This is a genomic window from Labedella endophytica, from assembly GCF_003990045.1.
GTDB lineage: Bacteria > Actinomycetota > Actinomycetes > Actinomycetales > Microbacteriaceae > Labedella > Labedella endophytica.
The window spans coordinates 637,560-652,653 of record NZ_RZGZ01000001.1 but is presented as its reverse complement, the minus strand read 5'-3'; the positions used below and the strand labels follow the sequence as shown (position 1 = coordinate 652,653).

The 15,094-nt window shown below is 69.6% G+C and carries 12 protein-coding genes; 3 read left to right on the top strand and 9 right to left on the bottom strand.

Annotated elements, in window-relative coordinates; genetic code table 11:
* Window positions 1-161: 161 nt before the first annotated feature.
* The gene (locus ELQ94_RS03075) at window positions 162-2,681 is read right to left on the bottom strand and encodes an ATP-dependent Clp protease ATP-binding subunit (protein WP_127047006.1); all 2,520 of its coding nucleotides are present in this window, start codon (window positions 2,679-2,681) and stop codon (window positions 162-164) included.
* Between the two features lie 192 nt (window positions 2,682-2,873).
* Between ELQ94_RS03075 and ELQ94_RS03070 the strand changes: the two genes are divergently transcribed.
* Both ELQ94_RS03070 and ELQ94_RS03065 read left to right on the top strand, forming a co-directional pair.
* The gene (locus tag ELQ94_RS03070; protein WP_127047004.1) at window positions 2,874-3,503 is read left to right on the top strand and encodes a hypothetical protein; all 630 of its coding nucleotides are present in this window, start codon (window positions 2,874-2,876) and stop codon (window positions 3,501-3,503) included.
* Window positions 3,503-3,733 (top strand): helix-turn-helix domain-containing protein, encoded by a 231-nt coding sequence (locus ELQ94_RS03065; RefSeq protein ID WP_127047002.1) that lies wholly within the window; start codon window positions 3,503-3,505, stop codon window positions 3,731-3,733. The genes ELQ94_RS03070 and ELQ94_RS03065 overlap by 1 nt, the downstream gene beginning before the upstream one ends.
* Window positions 3,734-3,884: 151 nt before the next feature.
* On the opposite strand, the gene ELQ94_RS03060 is transcribed toward ELQ94_RS03065, so the two are convergent.
* The 5 genes from ELQ94_RS03060 to ELQ94_RS17535 form a co-directional block, all read right to left on the bottom strand.
* Complete coding sequence (locus ELQ94_RS03060) at window positions 3,885-4,619, bottom strand: ZIP family metal transporter (RefSeq protein WP_127047000.1); 735 nt, start codon at window positions 4,617-4,619, stop codon at window positions 3,885-3,887.
* A 61-nt stretch (window positions 4,620-4,680) separates the two neighbouring features.
* The gene (gene cls / locus ELQ94_RS03055; RefSeq protein ID WP_127046998.1) at window positions 4,681-6,141 is read right to left on the bottom strand and encodes a cardiolipin synthase; all 1,461 of its coding nucleotides are present in this window, start codon (window positions 6,139-6,141) and stop codon (window positions 4,681-4,683) included.
* Window positions 6,142-6,210: 69 nt separating this feature from the next.
* On the bottom strand, window positions 6,211-6,402 hold the full coding sequence (locus ELQ94_RS03050; RefSeq protein ID WP_341807716.1) for a hypothetical protein: 192 nt from the start codon (window positions 6,400-6,402) through the stop codon (window positions 6,211-6,213).
* Between the two features lie 32 nt (window positions 6,403-6,434).
* On the bottom strand, window positions 6,435-7,982 hold the full coding sequence (gene lysS, locus ELQ94_RS03045) for a lysine--tRNA ligase (protein ID WP_127046996.1): 1,548 nt from the start codon (window positions 7,980-7,982) through the stop codon (window positions 6,435-6,437).
* Between the two features lie 54 nt (window positions 7,983-8,036).
* Window positions 8,037-8,354, bottom strand: a complete 318-nt coding sequence (locus ELQ94_RS17535; RefSeq protein WP_243696834.1) for a hypothetical protein — start codon at window positions 8,352-8,354, stop codon at window positions 8,037-8,039.
* Between the two features lie 80 nt (window positions 8,355-8,434).
* Between ELQ94_RS17535 and ELQ94_RS03035 the strand changes: the two genes are divergently transcribed.
* The gene (locus ELQ94_RS03035) at window positions 8,435-9,031 is read left to right on the top strand and encodes a 4'-phosphopantetheinyl transferase family protein (RefSeq protein ID WP_127046994.1); all 597 of its coding nucleotides are present in this window, start codon (window positions 8,435-8,437) and stop codon (window positions 9,029-9,031) included.
* On the opposite strand, the gene ELQ94_RS03030 is transcribed toward ELQ94_RS03035, so the two are convergent.
* From ELQ94_RS03030 to ELQ94_RS17230, 3 genes are read right to left on the bottom strand one after another with little or no spacing between them, the layout of a single operon-like run.
* Complete coding sequence (locus ELQ94_RS03030; protein WP_208007509.1) at window positions 8,974-10,359, bottom strand: M1 family metallopeptidase; 1,386 nt, start codon at window positions 10,357-10,359, stop codon at window positions 8,974-8,976. The genes ELQ94_RS03035 and ELQ94_RS03030 overlap by 58 nt on opposite strands.
* Window positions 10,356-14,339: a Pls/PosA family non-ribosomal peptide synthetase gene (locus ELQ94_RS03025; RefSeq protein ID WP_243696833.1), complete on the bottom strand. Its 3,984-nt coding sequence runs from the start codon at window positions 14,337-14,339 to the stop codon at window positions 10,356-10,358. The genes ELQ94_RS03030 and ELQ94_RS03025 overlap by 4 nt, the downstream gene beginning before the upstream one ends.
* Before the next feature lie 19 nt (window positions 14,340-14,358).
* The gene (locus ELQ94_RS17230; protein ID WP_166404637.1) at window positions 14,359-15,060 is read right to left on the bottom strand and encodes a hypothetical protein; all 702 of its coding nucleotides are present in this window, start codon (window positions 15,058-15,060) and stop codon (window positions 14,359-14,361) included.
* Window positions 15,061-15,094 lie beyond the last annotated feature (34 nt).

Sequence of the window (15,094 nt, the reverse complement as noted above, 5' to 3'; positions counted from 1 at the left end):
CTCCCGCCACCCCTCACTCTCCTAAAAACTTCCTATGTGCTTGAAAATTCGAGCACATAGGAAGTTTTTAGGGGGTGAGGGGAGAGGGACGCGGAACGCCCCCGGCGGTGAGCCGAGGGGCGTTCTCGTGGTGCGGGTGGTGCGGGTGCGGACGGGACGAGCTAGATCGCGAGGTCCGGGGTCTGCGGGCCCGTGCCGAGCGAGCGGCTCGAGTTGATCCCCGCGCCGACGGCCTCACCGCGGGACGAGGTCGTGAACACGAACTCCGTCCCGATGAAGTCGACGTGCACGTGGTCGCCGGGGTTGAGCTCGCCGTGAAGGATCTTCTCCGACAGTCGGTCCTCGACCTCGTTCTGGATCGCACGACGCAGCGGGCGAGCACCGAGTGTGGGGTCGAAGCCCACCTCGATGAGGCGCTCCTTGGCGGCGAGCGTGAGCTCCACCGTCATGTCACGGTCGAGCAGACGATCCGACAGACGCTTCACGAACAGGTCCACGATCTGGAGCAGCTCGGGCTTGCTGAGCTGCGGGAACACGATCGTGTCGTCGACACGGTTGAGGAACTCGGGCTTGAAGTGCTTCTTGAGCTCCTCGTTGACCTTGCCCTTCATGATCTCGTAGGTCACCGACGAGTCACCCTCGACCTGGAAGCCGACGGGTCCGCCGGAGATCCCCTTCGAACCGAGGTTCGTGGTCATGATGATGACGGTGTTCTTGAAGTCGATGACGCGACCCTGGCCGTCGGTGAGACGACCCTCCTCGAGCACCTGCAGCAGCGAGTTGAAGATGTCCGGGTGCGCCTTCTCGATCTCGTCGAACAGCACGACGCTGAACGGCTTGCGTCGGACCTTCTCCGTGAGCTGGCCACCCTCTTCGAAGCCGACGAATCCGGGAGGGGCACCGAAGAGGCGGGAGACCGTGTGCTTCTCGCCGTACTCCGACATGTCGAGCGAGATCATCGCGTCCTCGTCGTCGAACAGGAATTCGGCGAGCGCCTTGGCGAGCTCGGTCTTACCGACACCCGTGGGGCCGGCGAAGATGAACGAGCCCGAGGGACGCTTCGGGTCCTTGAGGCCGGCACGCGTGCGGCGGATCGTGCGGGAGAGAGCCGCGATGGCCTCCTCCTGACCGATGACGCGCTGGTGCAGGGCCTTCTCCATGAAGACGAGCCGCGAGGACTCCTCCTCCGTGAGCTTGAACACGGGGATGCCGGTGGCCTGCGCCAGCACCTCGGCGATGAGACCCTCGTCCACCGTTGCGGTGGTCTTGACCTCTCCGCTCCTCCACTGCTTCTCGAGGCGGAGACGCTCGCCGAGGAGGTTCTTCTCCTCGTCGCGCAGGCTCGCGGCCTTCTCGAAGTCCTGATCCTCGATCGCCGTCTCCTTCGCGGCACGCACGACGGAGATCTTCTCGTCGAACTCGCGCAGCTCGGGCGGGCTCGAGAGGATCGACAGCCGCAGACGGGCGCCGGCCTCGTCGATCAGGTCGATGGCCTTGTCCGGGAGGAAGCGGTCGGAGACGTAACGATCGGCGAGGTTCGCCGCCGAGACGATCGCGCCGTCCGTGATCGAGACCTTGTGGAACGCCTCGTACTTGTCGCGGAGTCCCTTGAGGATGTTGATCGTGTGGGGCAGGCTCGGCTCGGCCACCTGAATCGGCTGGAAGCGACGCTCGAGCGCAGCGTCCTTCTCGAAGTGCTTGCGGTACTCGTCGAGCGTGGTCGCACCGACGGTCTGCAGCTCGCCACGAGCAAGGAGCGGCTTGAGGATCGACGCCGCGTCGATCGCACCCTCGGCGGCACCCGCACCCACGAGGGTGTGGATCTCGTCGATGAAGACGATGATGTCGCCGCGCGTGCGGATCTCCTTCGTGACCTTCTTGAGGCGCTCCTCGAAGTCACCGCGGTAGCGGCTTCCGGCGATGAGCGAACCGAGGTCGAGCGAATAGAGCTGCTTGTCCTTGAGTGTCTCGGGCACTTCGCCCTTGACGATCGCCTGGGCGAGTCCCTCGACGACGGCGGTCTTGCCGACGCCGGGCTCTCCGATCAGGACGGGGTTGTTCTTCGAGCGACGCGACAGGATCTGCATCACGCGCTCGATCTCCTTCTCGCGCCCGATGACCGGGTCGAGCTTGTTGTCGCGCGCGGCCTGCGTGAGGTTGCGGCCGAACTGGTCGAGGATCTGCGATCCCCCCTGGGCCTGCTGCTCGCTCGCGCTGCCGCCGACGGCCGCGGCCTCCTTGCCCTGGTAACCCGAGAGCAACTGGATGACCTGCTGGCGCACCTTGTTGAGGTCGGCTCCGAGCTTGACGAGCACCTGAGCGGCGACACCCTCACCCTCGCGGATAAGTCCGAGGAGGATGTGCTCGGTGCCGATGTAGTTGTGGCCGAGCTGCAGCGCTTCGCGCAGGCTCAGCTCGAGGACCTTCTTCGCACGCGGCGTGAAGGGGATGTGACCGGTGGGCTGCTGCTGGCCGGTACCGATGATGTCGGTGACCTGCTCGCGCACGGAATCGAGGGAGATCCCCATCGACTCGAGCGCCTTGGCTGCGACACCCTCACCCTCGTGGATGAGTCCGAGGAGGATGTGTTCCGTGCCGATGTAATTGTGGTTGAGCATCTTGGCCTCTTCTTGGGCCAGTACGACGACACGACGTGCTCGGTCGGTGAATCTCTCAAACATCAGGGCTCCTTCCGGCGTGTGGGCAAGGTTCACGCCGATATACAGAGAGTAACCGCGGTGCGCCGCGGATAATCCGTTGTTCGCCGTGGGCGCATCATGCGGATGGCTGGGACCCGAACCGCTTGCGTTTCATATCGATCCTCGATAACTTATCGATATTCGTTGTTATCGATCATCGTGAAGGATATCGCCATGAAGTTCCGCAGCACCGTCCGCACCGCCGTCCTCGACCGCTCGGACGTCTTCGTCCTCTGGCTCTTCGCCGTCCTCGCGGCACTCGTCGGGGTCGCGGCACTCGTCACCGCCGTCACCGCGATCGGCGGGCTCTTCGGCGACGCGGTACCCGTGACCCTCTCCACTGTCATGCCCGTGCCGGCGGACGCCGCGACGGGGACCGCCACGATCGTGTCGGGCTCGTTCGATCGCGCCGATGTCGTCGTCTCGGGAATCGATATGGGCGCGCGATTCGCCCTGGCCGGTTCGATCGCCGTCTCCGCGCTCACGACGGCGATCGTCGCCGCGAGCATCGCCGCCCTCTGCCGCGCGGTCCTCCGCGGGCGCCCCTTCGTCCGGAGCATGACCTGGCTGCTCGCGACCGCGAGTATCACCCTCATCGCGGGCACGCTCATCGCCGCCGGTCTCGACACCGCCGCGATGTTCTCGATCGTCGCGGCCCTCAATCCCGATCCGATGGACGCCGTCTTCCCGTTCATGAGCGAGTACGACTTCGGACCGCTGCTCATCGGGCTCGTCCTCAGCGTCGTCGCGACCGCGTTCCAGTTGGGCCAGAAGATGCAGCGCGACACCGAGGGGCTCGTCTGATGCCCCCGGCAGACGACGAGGCCACCGGCGTCCACTGCCGGCTCGACGAGTTGCTCGCCGAGCGGGGCATGTCCCTCACGGAACTGAGCAAACGCGTGGGCGTGAGCATCGTGAACCTCTCGGTGCTCAAGAACGACCGCGCGAAGGCCATCCGCTTCTCCACCCTCACCGCCATCTGCGAGGTGCTCGATTGCGAGATCGGCGAGCTCCTCGTCCGCGCCCGCCCCTGACCTCCGCCGCTCCGGCCCCCACCATCCTGCCGACCGCTACACCGGTCGCCGAGCGCACCACGAATTCGTGTGGCGCTCGGCTGATGGTGTAGCGCTCGGCGACGAGACAAGGTTGGGTCGAGCAGATCGGGCGGCAGCGTGGGGTGGGACCTCAGGAGAGGGCGTGGATCGCGAAGCTGACGAAGAAGCCGATCACGGCGAGCAGGCCCGTGAACGCCTTCGTGTCGCGGAACGCCTCGGGGATCATCGTGTCGCAGATCATCGCCAGGATCGCCCCGGCCGCGATCGCCGTGACGAAGGCGGTGACCTCCACGGGCGCCCCGTCGAGCAGGAGGTAGCCCGCGAGCGACGAGACGGCGCACGCGACGGCGATGCCGATCCACAGGGCGAAGACGTACCGGGCCGACCGGCCGTCCTTCTTGAGCTCGGCGGTCGAGGCGAGACCCTCGGGGAGGTTCGAGATCACGACGGCGGCGAGCACCGGGATGCTGAGCCCCGACCCCGTCGTCATGCTGAGCCCGAGCACGGCCGTCTCGGGGACTCCGTCGAGCAGCGCGCCGATCGCGATGCCCGTTCCCGTTCCGGGGCTCTCCCCCGACCCCCTCCGATTGCGCGCGTCCCGCCAGTCCAGCAGCAGGTTGAGGCCCACGTAGACGATCGCGCCGCCGAGGAATCCCGCCATCGTCGGAACGAATCCGCCGGACTCCTCCGCCTTTTCGACGAGATCGAAGGCGAGTGCGGAGATGAGCACCCCGGAGCCGAACGCCATCACACCGGCGACGACAGGACCGGGCACCCGCACGAACCAGGCCGCGACGGCCCCCACGATGAGCGCCCCTCCGGCGAGGAGTCCGGCCCCCGCGGCTCCCCAGATCTGCGTATCCATGGCTCCATCCTGGCGCGCCACGTCGACGACCCGCGCGGCTTGCGCGGACGGAACGAGCGGGCTACTGGAGGGCGGAGGTGAGGCGGGCGAGGTTGTCGAGCACCGTGGAGCGCAGCGGCTGCTCGAGCCACTCCTCGAGGGTGAGCTCGCGGCTCACCTCCCGGTACTCGTCCTCGATGTTCCGCATGTCGTCGACGAACGAGGTCCCCTTCACGAGCAGGGACACCTCGAGATTGAGGCCGAACGAGCGCATGTCCATGTTGCTCGAGCCGATCACAGCGACGTCGTCGTCGATCGTGAAGAACTTCGAGTGCAGGATGTACGGCGCCGGGTAGAGGAAGATCCGCACGCCCGCCCGCAGAAGCTGCTCGTAGTAGCTGCGCTGCGCGTGGAAGACGAGCGCTTGGTCGCCGATCTCGGAGACGAAGAGGTCGACGGGCACCCCTCGGAGCACCGCCGTCGTCACCGCGTAGAGGAGCGACTCGTCCGGCACGAAGTAGGGGCTCGTGATGACGATGCGCTTCTGTGCGCCGTACAGGAGCCCGAGGAAGAGGCGCAGGTTGTTCTCGCCCTCGAACCCGGGGCCGCTCGGCACGATCTGGCACGCGAGATCACCGCGGTCGGGATTCGGGTCGACCACGTCGATGTCGTTGAGGAGGTTCTCCCCCGTCTCGCTGTACCAGTCGGTGAGGAAGATCGCCTCCATCTCTCCCACGACCGGGCCCTCGAGCCGTGCGACGAGTTCCTTCCACTTGAGGCCCCGCCGCCGGTTGGCCCGCGTGTTGTAACCGCGGTCGATGATGTTCTGCGAGCCGAGGAACCCCACGAGGCCATCGACGATGAGGAGCTTGCGGTGGTTCCGCAGGTCGGGGCGCTGGAACTTGCCCTTGAGCGGCTGCAGCGGAAGCATCAGCTCCCAGCGCACCCCGATGGAATCGAGCTTCGCGATCGTGCGGCGGTAACCCGTGCGTCGGAGGCTCGCCCAGTGGTCGAGCAGCACGTGCACCGTGAGCCCGCGGTCGACCGCCCGTTCCATGGCCTCGAAGATCGGGGCGGTCGCCGAGTCGAACGAGATGATGTACGACTCGACATAGACGTACGTCGTCGCCGCATCGATCTCGTCGGCCATGGCGATGAGGGTGTCGTTGTAGTCGCTCATGAGCCGCGCCTCGTTGCCGCCGAGGATCGGCATCGCCCCGAGTCGCTCGTTGAGCACGACGAGCGACTCGAACCATTTCGGGCCGGAGAATTCGAGGTCCTGCTTCGGCAGGTTGTCCACGGCCTGCTCGATCGCCGTGTTGACGCTGTCCTGGATCTTTCGGCGCTTGCGCGGCAGCTTGGGGTTGCCGATGAGCAGGAAGAGCAGGATCCCGATGTAGGGGATGAAGAAGACGGCGAGCAGCCAGGCCATCCCGGCCGTCGGCTTGCGGTTGCGCGGGATGATCACGACGGCGACGGCGCGTACGACGAGGTCGACGGCGATGCCGATCCAGAGCAGCCAGAGGGTGAGCGTCTCGTTCATACTCTCCCCGGCCGTGAGGCGACGGCACCGATCGCCGACGTCGGCCTCAGTTTACGGGTCGAGCGTTGCTCAGGAGGTCGCGGAGGGCTTCGGAGGCAGTCCACGCTTCGCGCGCTCCTCCGCCTCGATCTCCGAGTACGCGCGGCGCTCGTTGCGGTCGACGCGGATGACGGAGCGCATGACGAAGTAGAAGATGACACCCAGCACGATGGTCGGGAAGAGCGACCAGATGGCGTTGAGCCAGAAATTCTCGATCATCATGATGGGCCCCAGTCTACGTCAGGCTCCCTGGCTCAGCCCTGAGTCTCCTTGACGAGCGGGAAGAGGATCGTCTCGCGGATACCGAGCCCCGTGAGCGCCATGAGGAGACGGTCGACGCCCATTCCCATGCCGCCCGTGGGGGGCATGCCGTGCTCGAGCGCACGGAGGAACTCCTCGTCGAGCCGCATGGCCTCGACGTCGCCCTGCGCGGCCAACAGCGCCTGCGCCACGAAGCGCTCGCGCTGCACGACGGGATCGACGAGCTCGGAGTAGCCCGTGGCGAGCTCGAACCCGCGCACGTACAGGTCCCACTTCTCGACCACGCCGGCGATGGAGCGGTGGGCGCGCACGAGCGGGCTCGTGTCCACGGGGAAGTCCATGACGAAGGTGGGGCGGACGAGCCCGCCCTTCACGAAGTGCTCCCACAGCTCCTCGACGTACTTGCCGTGGATGGGGTGGGGAACCTCGACGCCCTCGCGTTCGGCGAGCGCCGCGAGCTCCTCGATCGGCGTCTCGGGCGTGATGTGTGCGCCGGCGGCCTCGGAGAGGCTCTCGAACATCGAGATGCGGTCCCACTCGCCGCCGAGGTCGTACTCGGTGCCGTCGGCCCACGTCACGACGTGGCTCCCGGACACGGCGACGGCGGCCTCCTGGATGAGGGTCTGGGTGAGATCGGCGATCGACGAGTAGTCGCCGTACGCCTCGTAGGCCTCGAGCATCGCGAACTCGGGGCTGTGGGTCGAATCCGCGCCCTCGTTGCGGAAGTTGCGGTTGATCTCGAACACGCGGTCGATGCCGCCGACGACGGCCCGCTTGAGGTAGAGCTCCGGGGCGATGCGGAGGAACAGCTCGGTGTCGAAGGCGTTCGAGTGGGTGACGAACGGGCGGGCGGAGGCTCCGCCGTGCATCACCTGGAGCATCGGGGTCTCGACCTCGAGGAAGTCACGGGCGGCGAAGGTGGCACGGAGGCTCGCGACGGCCTTCGAGCGCGTCACGACGTTGCGCCTGGCCTGCTCGCGGGAGATGAGGTCGAGGTAGCGCGAGCGAACCCGCGTCTCCTCGGAGAGCTCGTTGTGAAGGTTCGGGAGCGGCTGGATCGCCTTCGACGCGATGCGCCACTCGGTGACCATGATCGAGAGCTCGCCGCGGCGGCTCGCGGCGGCCTCACCTGACACGAAGACGTGGTCGCCGAGGTCGACGAGGTCCTTCCACGCGGCGAGGCTCTCCTCACCGACGGCGGCGAGGCTCACCATGGCCTGGATGCGCGTGCCGTCGCCGGACTGCAGACTCGCGAAGCACAGCTTGCCCGTGTTGCGGAGGTGCACGATGCGGCCGGCCACGGCGACGGTGTCGCCCGAGGCCTCGTCGGCGGCGAGGTGACCGTATGCCTCCCGGACGGCGGGGATCGTGTGCGTCACGGGGACGGAGACGGGGTAGGCCCCACCGGAGGCGTCGACGGCCTCGTCGATCAGTCGCTGGCGCTTCGCGAGGCGAACGGCCTTCTGCTCGGTGATCTCCTGCTCCGTGGGTTCCGCCGGTGCGGAGGACGGGTCGGACGGGGCCTGCGGGGTGACGGACATGCGGGGAGAACTCCTCTGACGGCTCCTTTTAGCTTATGGGGTGTCGCGGGGTCGTCACGCGACGTAGAAGGTGCGCGACCGGCTCGCGTCCACGCCGTCGACCCGTGCTGCGATCGTGACCGTGACGGTGCCGCTGTGCCCGCTGTCGAGGGCTCCGCCTGTCTCCCCGTCCACGGTGCTCACACGCACCAGTTCCACGTGGGGTTCACCCATGAGGGAGGCCTGCCCGGCGGCGATGACGGCGTCGAGACCGCCGTCGGCCGCGGAGGCCGCAGCCTCGAGCGCGTGGCCGAGAACGGTGCGCGTACGCGCCGCTCGCATCGCGGATGCCGTCGAAGCGGCGGGGGCGGGGGTCTGGTCGGTGGCGCTCACCCCCTGATGGTAGTCGCCACCCGACCCGACCTCGTGCCGCGTGGCACGATGGTGCCGTGGAGCGGGATCGGGTAGACGGGGTGAACATCACGGGCCGCTTCGCGCTCGGCGACGGCCTCGTCGTGCTGCTCCACCGGGACGATGGTGTGATGCGTTCGCGGGACGAACGACGCTCTCTCGGTCGCCGCCTCCTCGCGGACGCCGCCTCGATCCTGTTCGGCGTCGACGCCGCGGACGTTTCCGTGACGGCGCGTTGCGTCCGGTGCGGGGCCGACCACGGGCGGCCCGTCCTCTCCGTGCGAGGGCAGAGCACGGAGGGCACGGCGAGCGTGTCCCACGCCGGGACAGACACGGTGGTCGCGGTCTCGACGGGCGTGATCGGCATCGACGCGGAACCGGTGGTCGGCAGCGCCGACCGCCCCGTGGCCATCCGCACGCTCCTCGGTCCGTGGGCGGCCCAGGCGGCCGATGGACCGGAGGCGCTCGAGGCGTGGACCGTCGTGGAGTCCGTGCTCAAGGCCGACGGCCGCGGCCTCGAACTGGATCCCGGCCGCGTCCACGTGGAGGGGATCGGCGCCGGAGCCGGTCCTCGCGGAACGATCGACGGGACGGGGGCGTCCTACCGGTTGTCGTCGACCGTCGTCGACGGGCTCGTCGTGACGGTCGCCGCCGGGTAGGGCGGGAGAGCGGCCGCGTCGAGCCACACCGAGAGGAGCGCATCGAGGGCGGATGCGGGCATCCCCGGCACCGTGGCGCACGAGCGGGCGACGAGGGCCCGGAAGTCGTCCGTCGAGACGACGCTGTGCCGGTTCTCGGAGACCCAGCCGCGCACGATGTCGAAGAAGAGCACGTCGCCGACGGCCAGCCTCACCGCGTGGAGCGTCAGCGCGCCCCTCTTGTAGACCCGGTCGTCGAACATGTCACGGGCGCCCGGATCGCTCAGCACGATGTCGCCGCCCGCGCGCGCGAGCACGGCGTGATGCTCGCGCGCGAGCGCGTCGGCCGTCGGGCCGCCCGACGCCTCGGACCACACCCACTCGGCGTAGCACGCGAAGCCCTCGTTGAGCCAGATGTGCCGCCATTCCGAGACGCCGACGGCGTTGCCGAACCACTGATGGGCGAGCTCGTGCGCGACGAGTCGCTCCCAGTCACCCGAGCCCGACAGGTGGTTCGACCCGAAGATCGCGAGGGACTGCGCCTCGAGGGGGATCTCCAGCACGTCGGCCGTCACGACGACCGCATAGCCCGCGAAGGGGTACGGCCCGAAGGCACGCTGGAAGACCTCCATCATGCGCGGGACGTCGGCCAGGTCGGACTCCACGCGGCGCCGGATCGCACCGGGGAACACCATGCGCCCGGGCACGCCGTCCCAGACCGCGTCGATGCTTTGATAGCGACCGATCTGCACGGTGGCGAGGTACGTGGCCGTCGGCTCCTCCTGCTCGAACAACCAGGTGGCGCGGCCCGATCGCACGGTTCTACTCAGGAGCCGCCCGTTGCATACGACGGTGTACGGCGCTTCCGTCGTCACCCGGATCGAATACGACGCCTTGTCCGAGGGCACGTCGTTGCACGGGAACCAGGTCGAGGCCCCGCTCGGCTGCGACGCCACGATGACGCCGTCGGCGAGCTCCTCCCAGCCCACCGGTCCCCACGTGCTCGAGCGCGGTCGGGGCGCCCCGGAGTATTCGACGGCGACCCGGAACCGCGTGCCCGCGTCGATCGATCGCTGGGGCGTCACGGTCAGCTTGTGGGTCGACTGGCTGTACCCGGCCACCCGCTCGCCATCGATGCGCACACTCGCCACCTGGAGGCGCGAGAGGTCGAGCGTGAATCGCGCGAGGTCGGCGGTCGCGAGCACGTCGAGCCGCGCGACCGCGCTCAGACGGTTCGTCGTCAACCGGTAGTCGAGCTCGAGCTCGTAGCGCTCCACCGAGAGACCGGCGTTGCCGTTCTTCGGGACGTAGGGGTCCGAACCCGCGGGTACCGTTCGCCCCCGCATCATCGGGACGCGGCCGACACGTGGTAGTCGCCCACCACGACGTCCCGCCAGGGTCCGATCGGGTTGCCGCTCCACCGCCCACCGTCCGGGACGGTCTCGCCGCGCATGACGAGGGAGGAGGGTCCGATGGTCGCATGGTCGCCCACCCGCGCCGCGGGGAGCGCCACGCTGTGGGGTCCGAGCGTCGCTCCGGCGCCGAGGGTCACGTGGTCCATGCTCATGATTCGATCATGGAACAGGTGCGTTTGCACGACGCAGCCCCTGTTGACCGTCGATCCGTCCCCGAGGGAGACGAGATCCGCCTCCGGGAGCCAGTAGCTCTCGCACCAGACGCCGCGCCCGATGCGCGCTCCCAGGGAGCGCAACCACACGACGAGGGCGGGGGTACCGGCCGCGCCGTTCGCGAACCAGGGCGCGGCCACCATTTCGGTGAATGTGTCCGCGAGTTCGCTGCGCCAGATGAACGATGACCACAGCGGATGCTCGCCGGCGCGGATCCGCCCGATCAGGGTCCACTTCGCGAGACTCGTGAGCCCCGCGGCCACCGCACCAACGAGGATGAGCACGACACCGCCGACGGCCAGGGTCGGAACGAGACCGACGACCTCGACGCCCATCGCGAGAGCCCACAGGAGGAGCAGCCCGATGGCGACGGAGACCACCACGGGCACGACCCGGGCGAGTTCCCACGCGGCCCTGGCCACCCGTAACCGGCCCGGGGGCGAGAAAGTGAGCGCGTCGTCGACGACCGCGGGGGTACGCCGGAGTCGCACGGTGGGCGAGCCGAGCCAGGACGAGCCGGCCTTCGATTTGCGCGGCGCCACGGACAGCACCGCGACGAGGCTGTCCCGCGGGATCCGTCGACCGCCAGCCGCCATCCCCGAATTACCGAGGAAGGAGCGGCGACCGATCTCCGCCCGCCCGATGCTCACGTAGCCCCCGCCGAGCTCGTAGGACGCCACGAGAGTGTCGTCCGCGAGGAACGCGCCGTCGCGGATCGTCGTCATGCTCGGGATGAGGAGCACGGTGGACGCCTCGACGTCACGGCCCACCTCGGCCCCGAGCAGTCGCAACCAGACCGGCGTGAAGAGGCTCGAGTAGAGCGGGAACAGGATCGTGCGGGAGAGATCGAGCAGGCGCTCGGTGGCCCACACCTGCCATCCCTGCCGGCTGCGGACCGGGAAGACGCCCTCGGTGAGCCCGATCGCGAGGGCCCGCGTGACGAGCACGACCTCCGCGGCCAGGACGAGGCCAGCGACGAGCGTCGCCGGGACGACGAGTAAGAGGGCGCGGAGCCCTGCCTCCCCGATCGTGTCCGCCCCGCCGATCGCCGGCACGAGCACGGCGGCGCCGCAGACGAGAGCGACCGCGGGCAGCAGCGCGAGCACGGAACTCGAGGCTGCGTAGACCCACCACCAGCCGCGGCCGCGCGGGGGCGGCGCGTCCGGCCACCACCGGCGCGCCCGACCCACCCGCACGGCGGGCGAGCCGGCCCACCTCTGCCCGGCCCGCACCCGCCCGAACACGGCGGAGGCGGGTTCGATCTGTGCGTCGCGCCCGATGCGGGTGCCGGGAAGGAGGGCGCTGCGAGCGCCGATGACGCTTCCCGCGCCGATCCTGACCTCGCCGACACGGAGGATGTCCCCGTCGATCCAGTACCCGGAGAGGTCGACCTCGGGTTCGACCGAGGCCCCCTCTCCGATCGTCAGCATGCCCGTGAGCGGCGGCAAGGAGTGGAGCGTGACCTCGCTCGCGATGCGGGCACCCAGGAGACGGCCGTAGGCCACCACGAACGGTGCCCCGGACAGACCGACGCCGCCGAGGGCGTGCGCGATCGATTCCACGGCCCAGATGCGGCGGTGCACCGACCCCCCACGCGGGTAGTCCCCTGGCCGGAGTCCGCGGAGCAGCACACGAGCGGCGAGCGCCGTCAGGAGCATGCGCCCGAGCGGCGTCACGAAGAGGAGGACGAGAAGGGCGACGACCCAGCCGTCCGGTCGCGGCAGGGGCCCGGCGAGACCGAACAGCCCGAGTACCCAGGCGACCGCGAGCAGGGACGCGAGCCAGCGCGCGGCGGCGAGGGAGGCGATCGGCACGCTCGCGATCGTCTGGAAGACGCCCATCGCGCGCGGAGTCGGCTCCACCCGGTGGAAGTCGGTGGGGCGGCCTCGACCGCGATCCTCGTCGTCCCGCTCGTCGAGCGCCGCGGCCATCGCGACGAGTCGCGGCAGGGCGTAGACATCCGCGACGGTGAACTCCGGGTCGCGGGCGCGGACGCGGGTGACGAGTTGCGCCGCGGCGAGGGACCCGCCGCCGAGGTCGAAGAAGTTCGCCTCGGCGCTCGGCACGGGAACGCCGAGGACGGCGGTCCAGTCCTGTGCGAGCAGGCGCATCCCCTCCGGCACGGCGTCCTCCGACGTCTCCTCGACGGGGAGCGGCCACGGCAGGGCCGCCTTGTCCACCTTCCCCGACGTGCGCGTCGGCAGCTCGTCGACGAGGGCGAGCACGGGAACGAGGGCGGCGGGGAGTTCGGCGCGCAATGCCGCGATCGCTGCCGGACGATCGAACGCCGACCGATCGGGCACGGCCAGGTACCCCACGAGCACGGGGGATCCGGAGGACGACGAGCGCACGGCCGCGGCCGCCCCCGCGACGCCCGGAAGCGCCTGGAGGGACGCCTCGATCTCGCCGAGCTCGATGCGCCGTCCGCCCACCTTGACCTGATCGTCGACGCGACCCTGGAAGACGAGGCCGGCGGCCTCGAAACGGACGAGGTCACCGCTGCGGTACGCACGGTTCCAGCCGAGCGTCGGCGCGGGAGCGTACTTCTCGGCGTCCTTCGCCGCGTCGAGGTAGCGACCGAGGCCGACCCCGCCGATGACGAGCTCGCCCACCTCGCCCTCGGCGACACGCTCGCCGGCGGCGTCCACGACGGCGAGGTCCCAGCCGTCGAGCGGGAGGCCGATGCGCACGGGTCCCGCCCCGCCGAGCGGTGCGGCGCACGCGACCACGGTCGCCTCGGTCGGGCCGTAGGTGTTCCACACCTCGCGACCGTCGACCGCGAGGCGCTCGGCGAGTTCGGGCGGGCAGGCCTCGCCGCCGAAGATGAGCAGGCGCACGTTCTCGAGGGATTCGGCCGGCCAGAGCGCTGCCAGCGTCGGCACGGTGGAGACGACGGTCACCCCGCGGGCGACGAGCCACGGCCCGAGGTCCACGCCGCTGCGCACGAGCGAGCGCGGGGCGGGCACGAGACACGCGCCGTGGCCCCACGCGAGCCACATCTCCTCGCACGAGGCGTCGAAGGCCACGGAGAGGCCGGCCAGGACCCGATCGTCGGGGCCGATGGGCTCGTCCGCCAGGAAGATACGGGCCTCCGCGTCCACGAAGGCGGCGGCCGAACGATGGCTCACCGCGACGCCCTTCGGCACACCGGTCGACCCGGACGTGAAGATGATCCATGCGTCGTCGGTGGGACGGGGCGGCGCGACCACCGTGAGCGCCGCCGTGTCGACCGTCGGTCGCTCGTCGGCCGCGACCATCGTGCCGGGTCCGTCCACGACCATGTCTCCGCGGCCATCGGCACGGGGCACGAACACCCCGTCGCCCTCGAGGATGCCGACGACATCGGCCTCCCCGAAGACGAGCGTCGCGCGTTCTTCGGGGTCGTCGGCGTCGACGGGCACGTAGGCCGCCCCCGCGACGAGGACGCCGAGGATCGCGATGTAGAGCTGTCGCCGCCCCGACTGCATCCGGATACCCACCCGGTCGCCGCGGCGCACACCCGCCGCGGCGAGCACGGCCGCGACCCGGACGGCGTGGGCCAGGACCTCGCGATAGCTCAGGGAGACGGTGCCGTCGTCGAGCGCCGACGCGTCGGGGTACCGGGCGGCCGAGTCCCGCAGGATGTCCACGAGCGTCCGCTCGGCCGGTGCCGCGTGCGCGCGCGACAGGACGTCGAGTTGGTCGGATGTCCGCCCGGTCACGCTCCCCGTCGCCGACGCCTCAGACGTCACGCGGCGTCTCGGAGAAGAGGTCCAGGAGCTCCTGCTTGCGCTTACGCGAGAGGGCGGTGAACCCGCGCGAACGGGCGAAGGACCGCAGTCGCACGACGGACCACGACGCGTCGGGGACGGGGCTCGGCTCGGAGGTGAGGGATTCAACCTCCGCCTCGCCCGCGGCGGTGCGTCGCGCGCGCTCGGCCGCGGCGCGAGCGACGGACGCGGCTTCCTCGCGGGCGTTCTTCTCCGCCCGAGCGATCGACGCCTTCTCGCGCGCCTTCCGCTCCGCCTTCTCCGCCTTGGCCTTCTGCTTGGCCTTCTTCTCGGCCTTCTCCGCCTTGGCCTTCTGCTTGGCCTTCTTCTCGGCCTTCTCCGCCTTCGCGCGCTCCTTCGCCTTCTTCTCGGCCTTCTCCGCCTTCGCGCGCTCCTCCGCCTTCAGCTCGGCCGCCCGCTGGGCGGACTTCTTCTCAGCCTTCGCGGCCTTCGCCGCCTTCTCGGCCTTCGCGGTCTTCTCGCGGTCGGCGAACTTCTTCGCGGCCTTGGCCTTGTCTTTCGCCTTCCTCGCGGCCTTCTCGAGGCGCTCGTCCTCGGCGTCGGCTCGTTCGGCTTCGACGGTCACCGCACGCTTGATCGCCTTGCGCTCGGCCTTGTCCGCCTCGCTCGACTTCTTCTTCGACGTCTTCACGGACGAGTCGCTCTTCGCCATCCGTCTCCCTTTCGGTCCGGGTCGAGATCGCGAC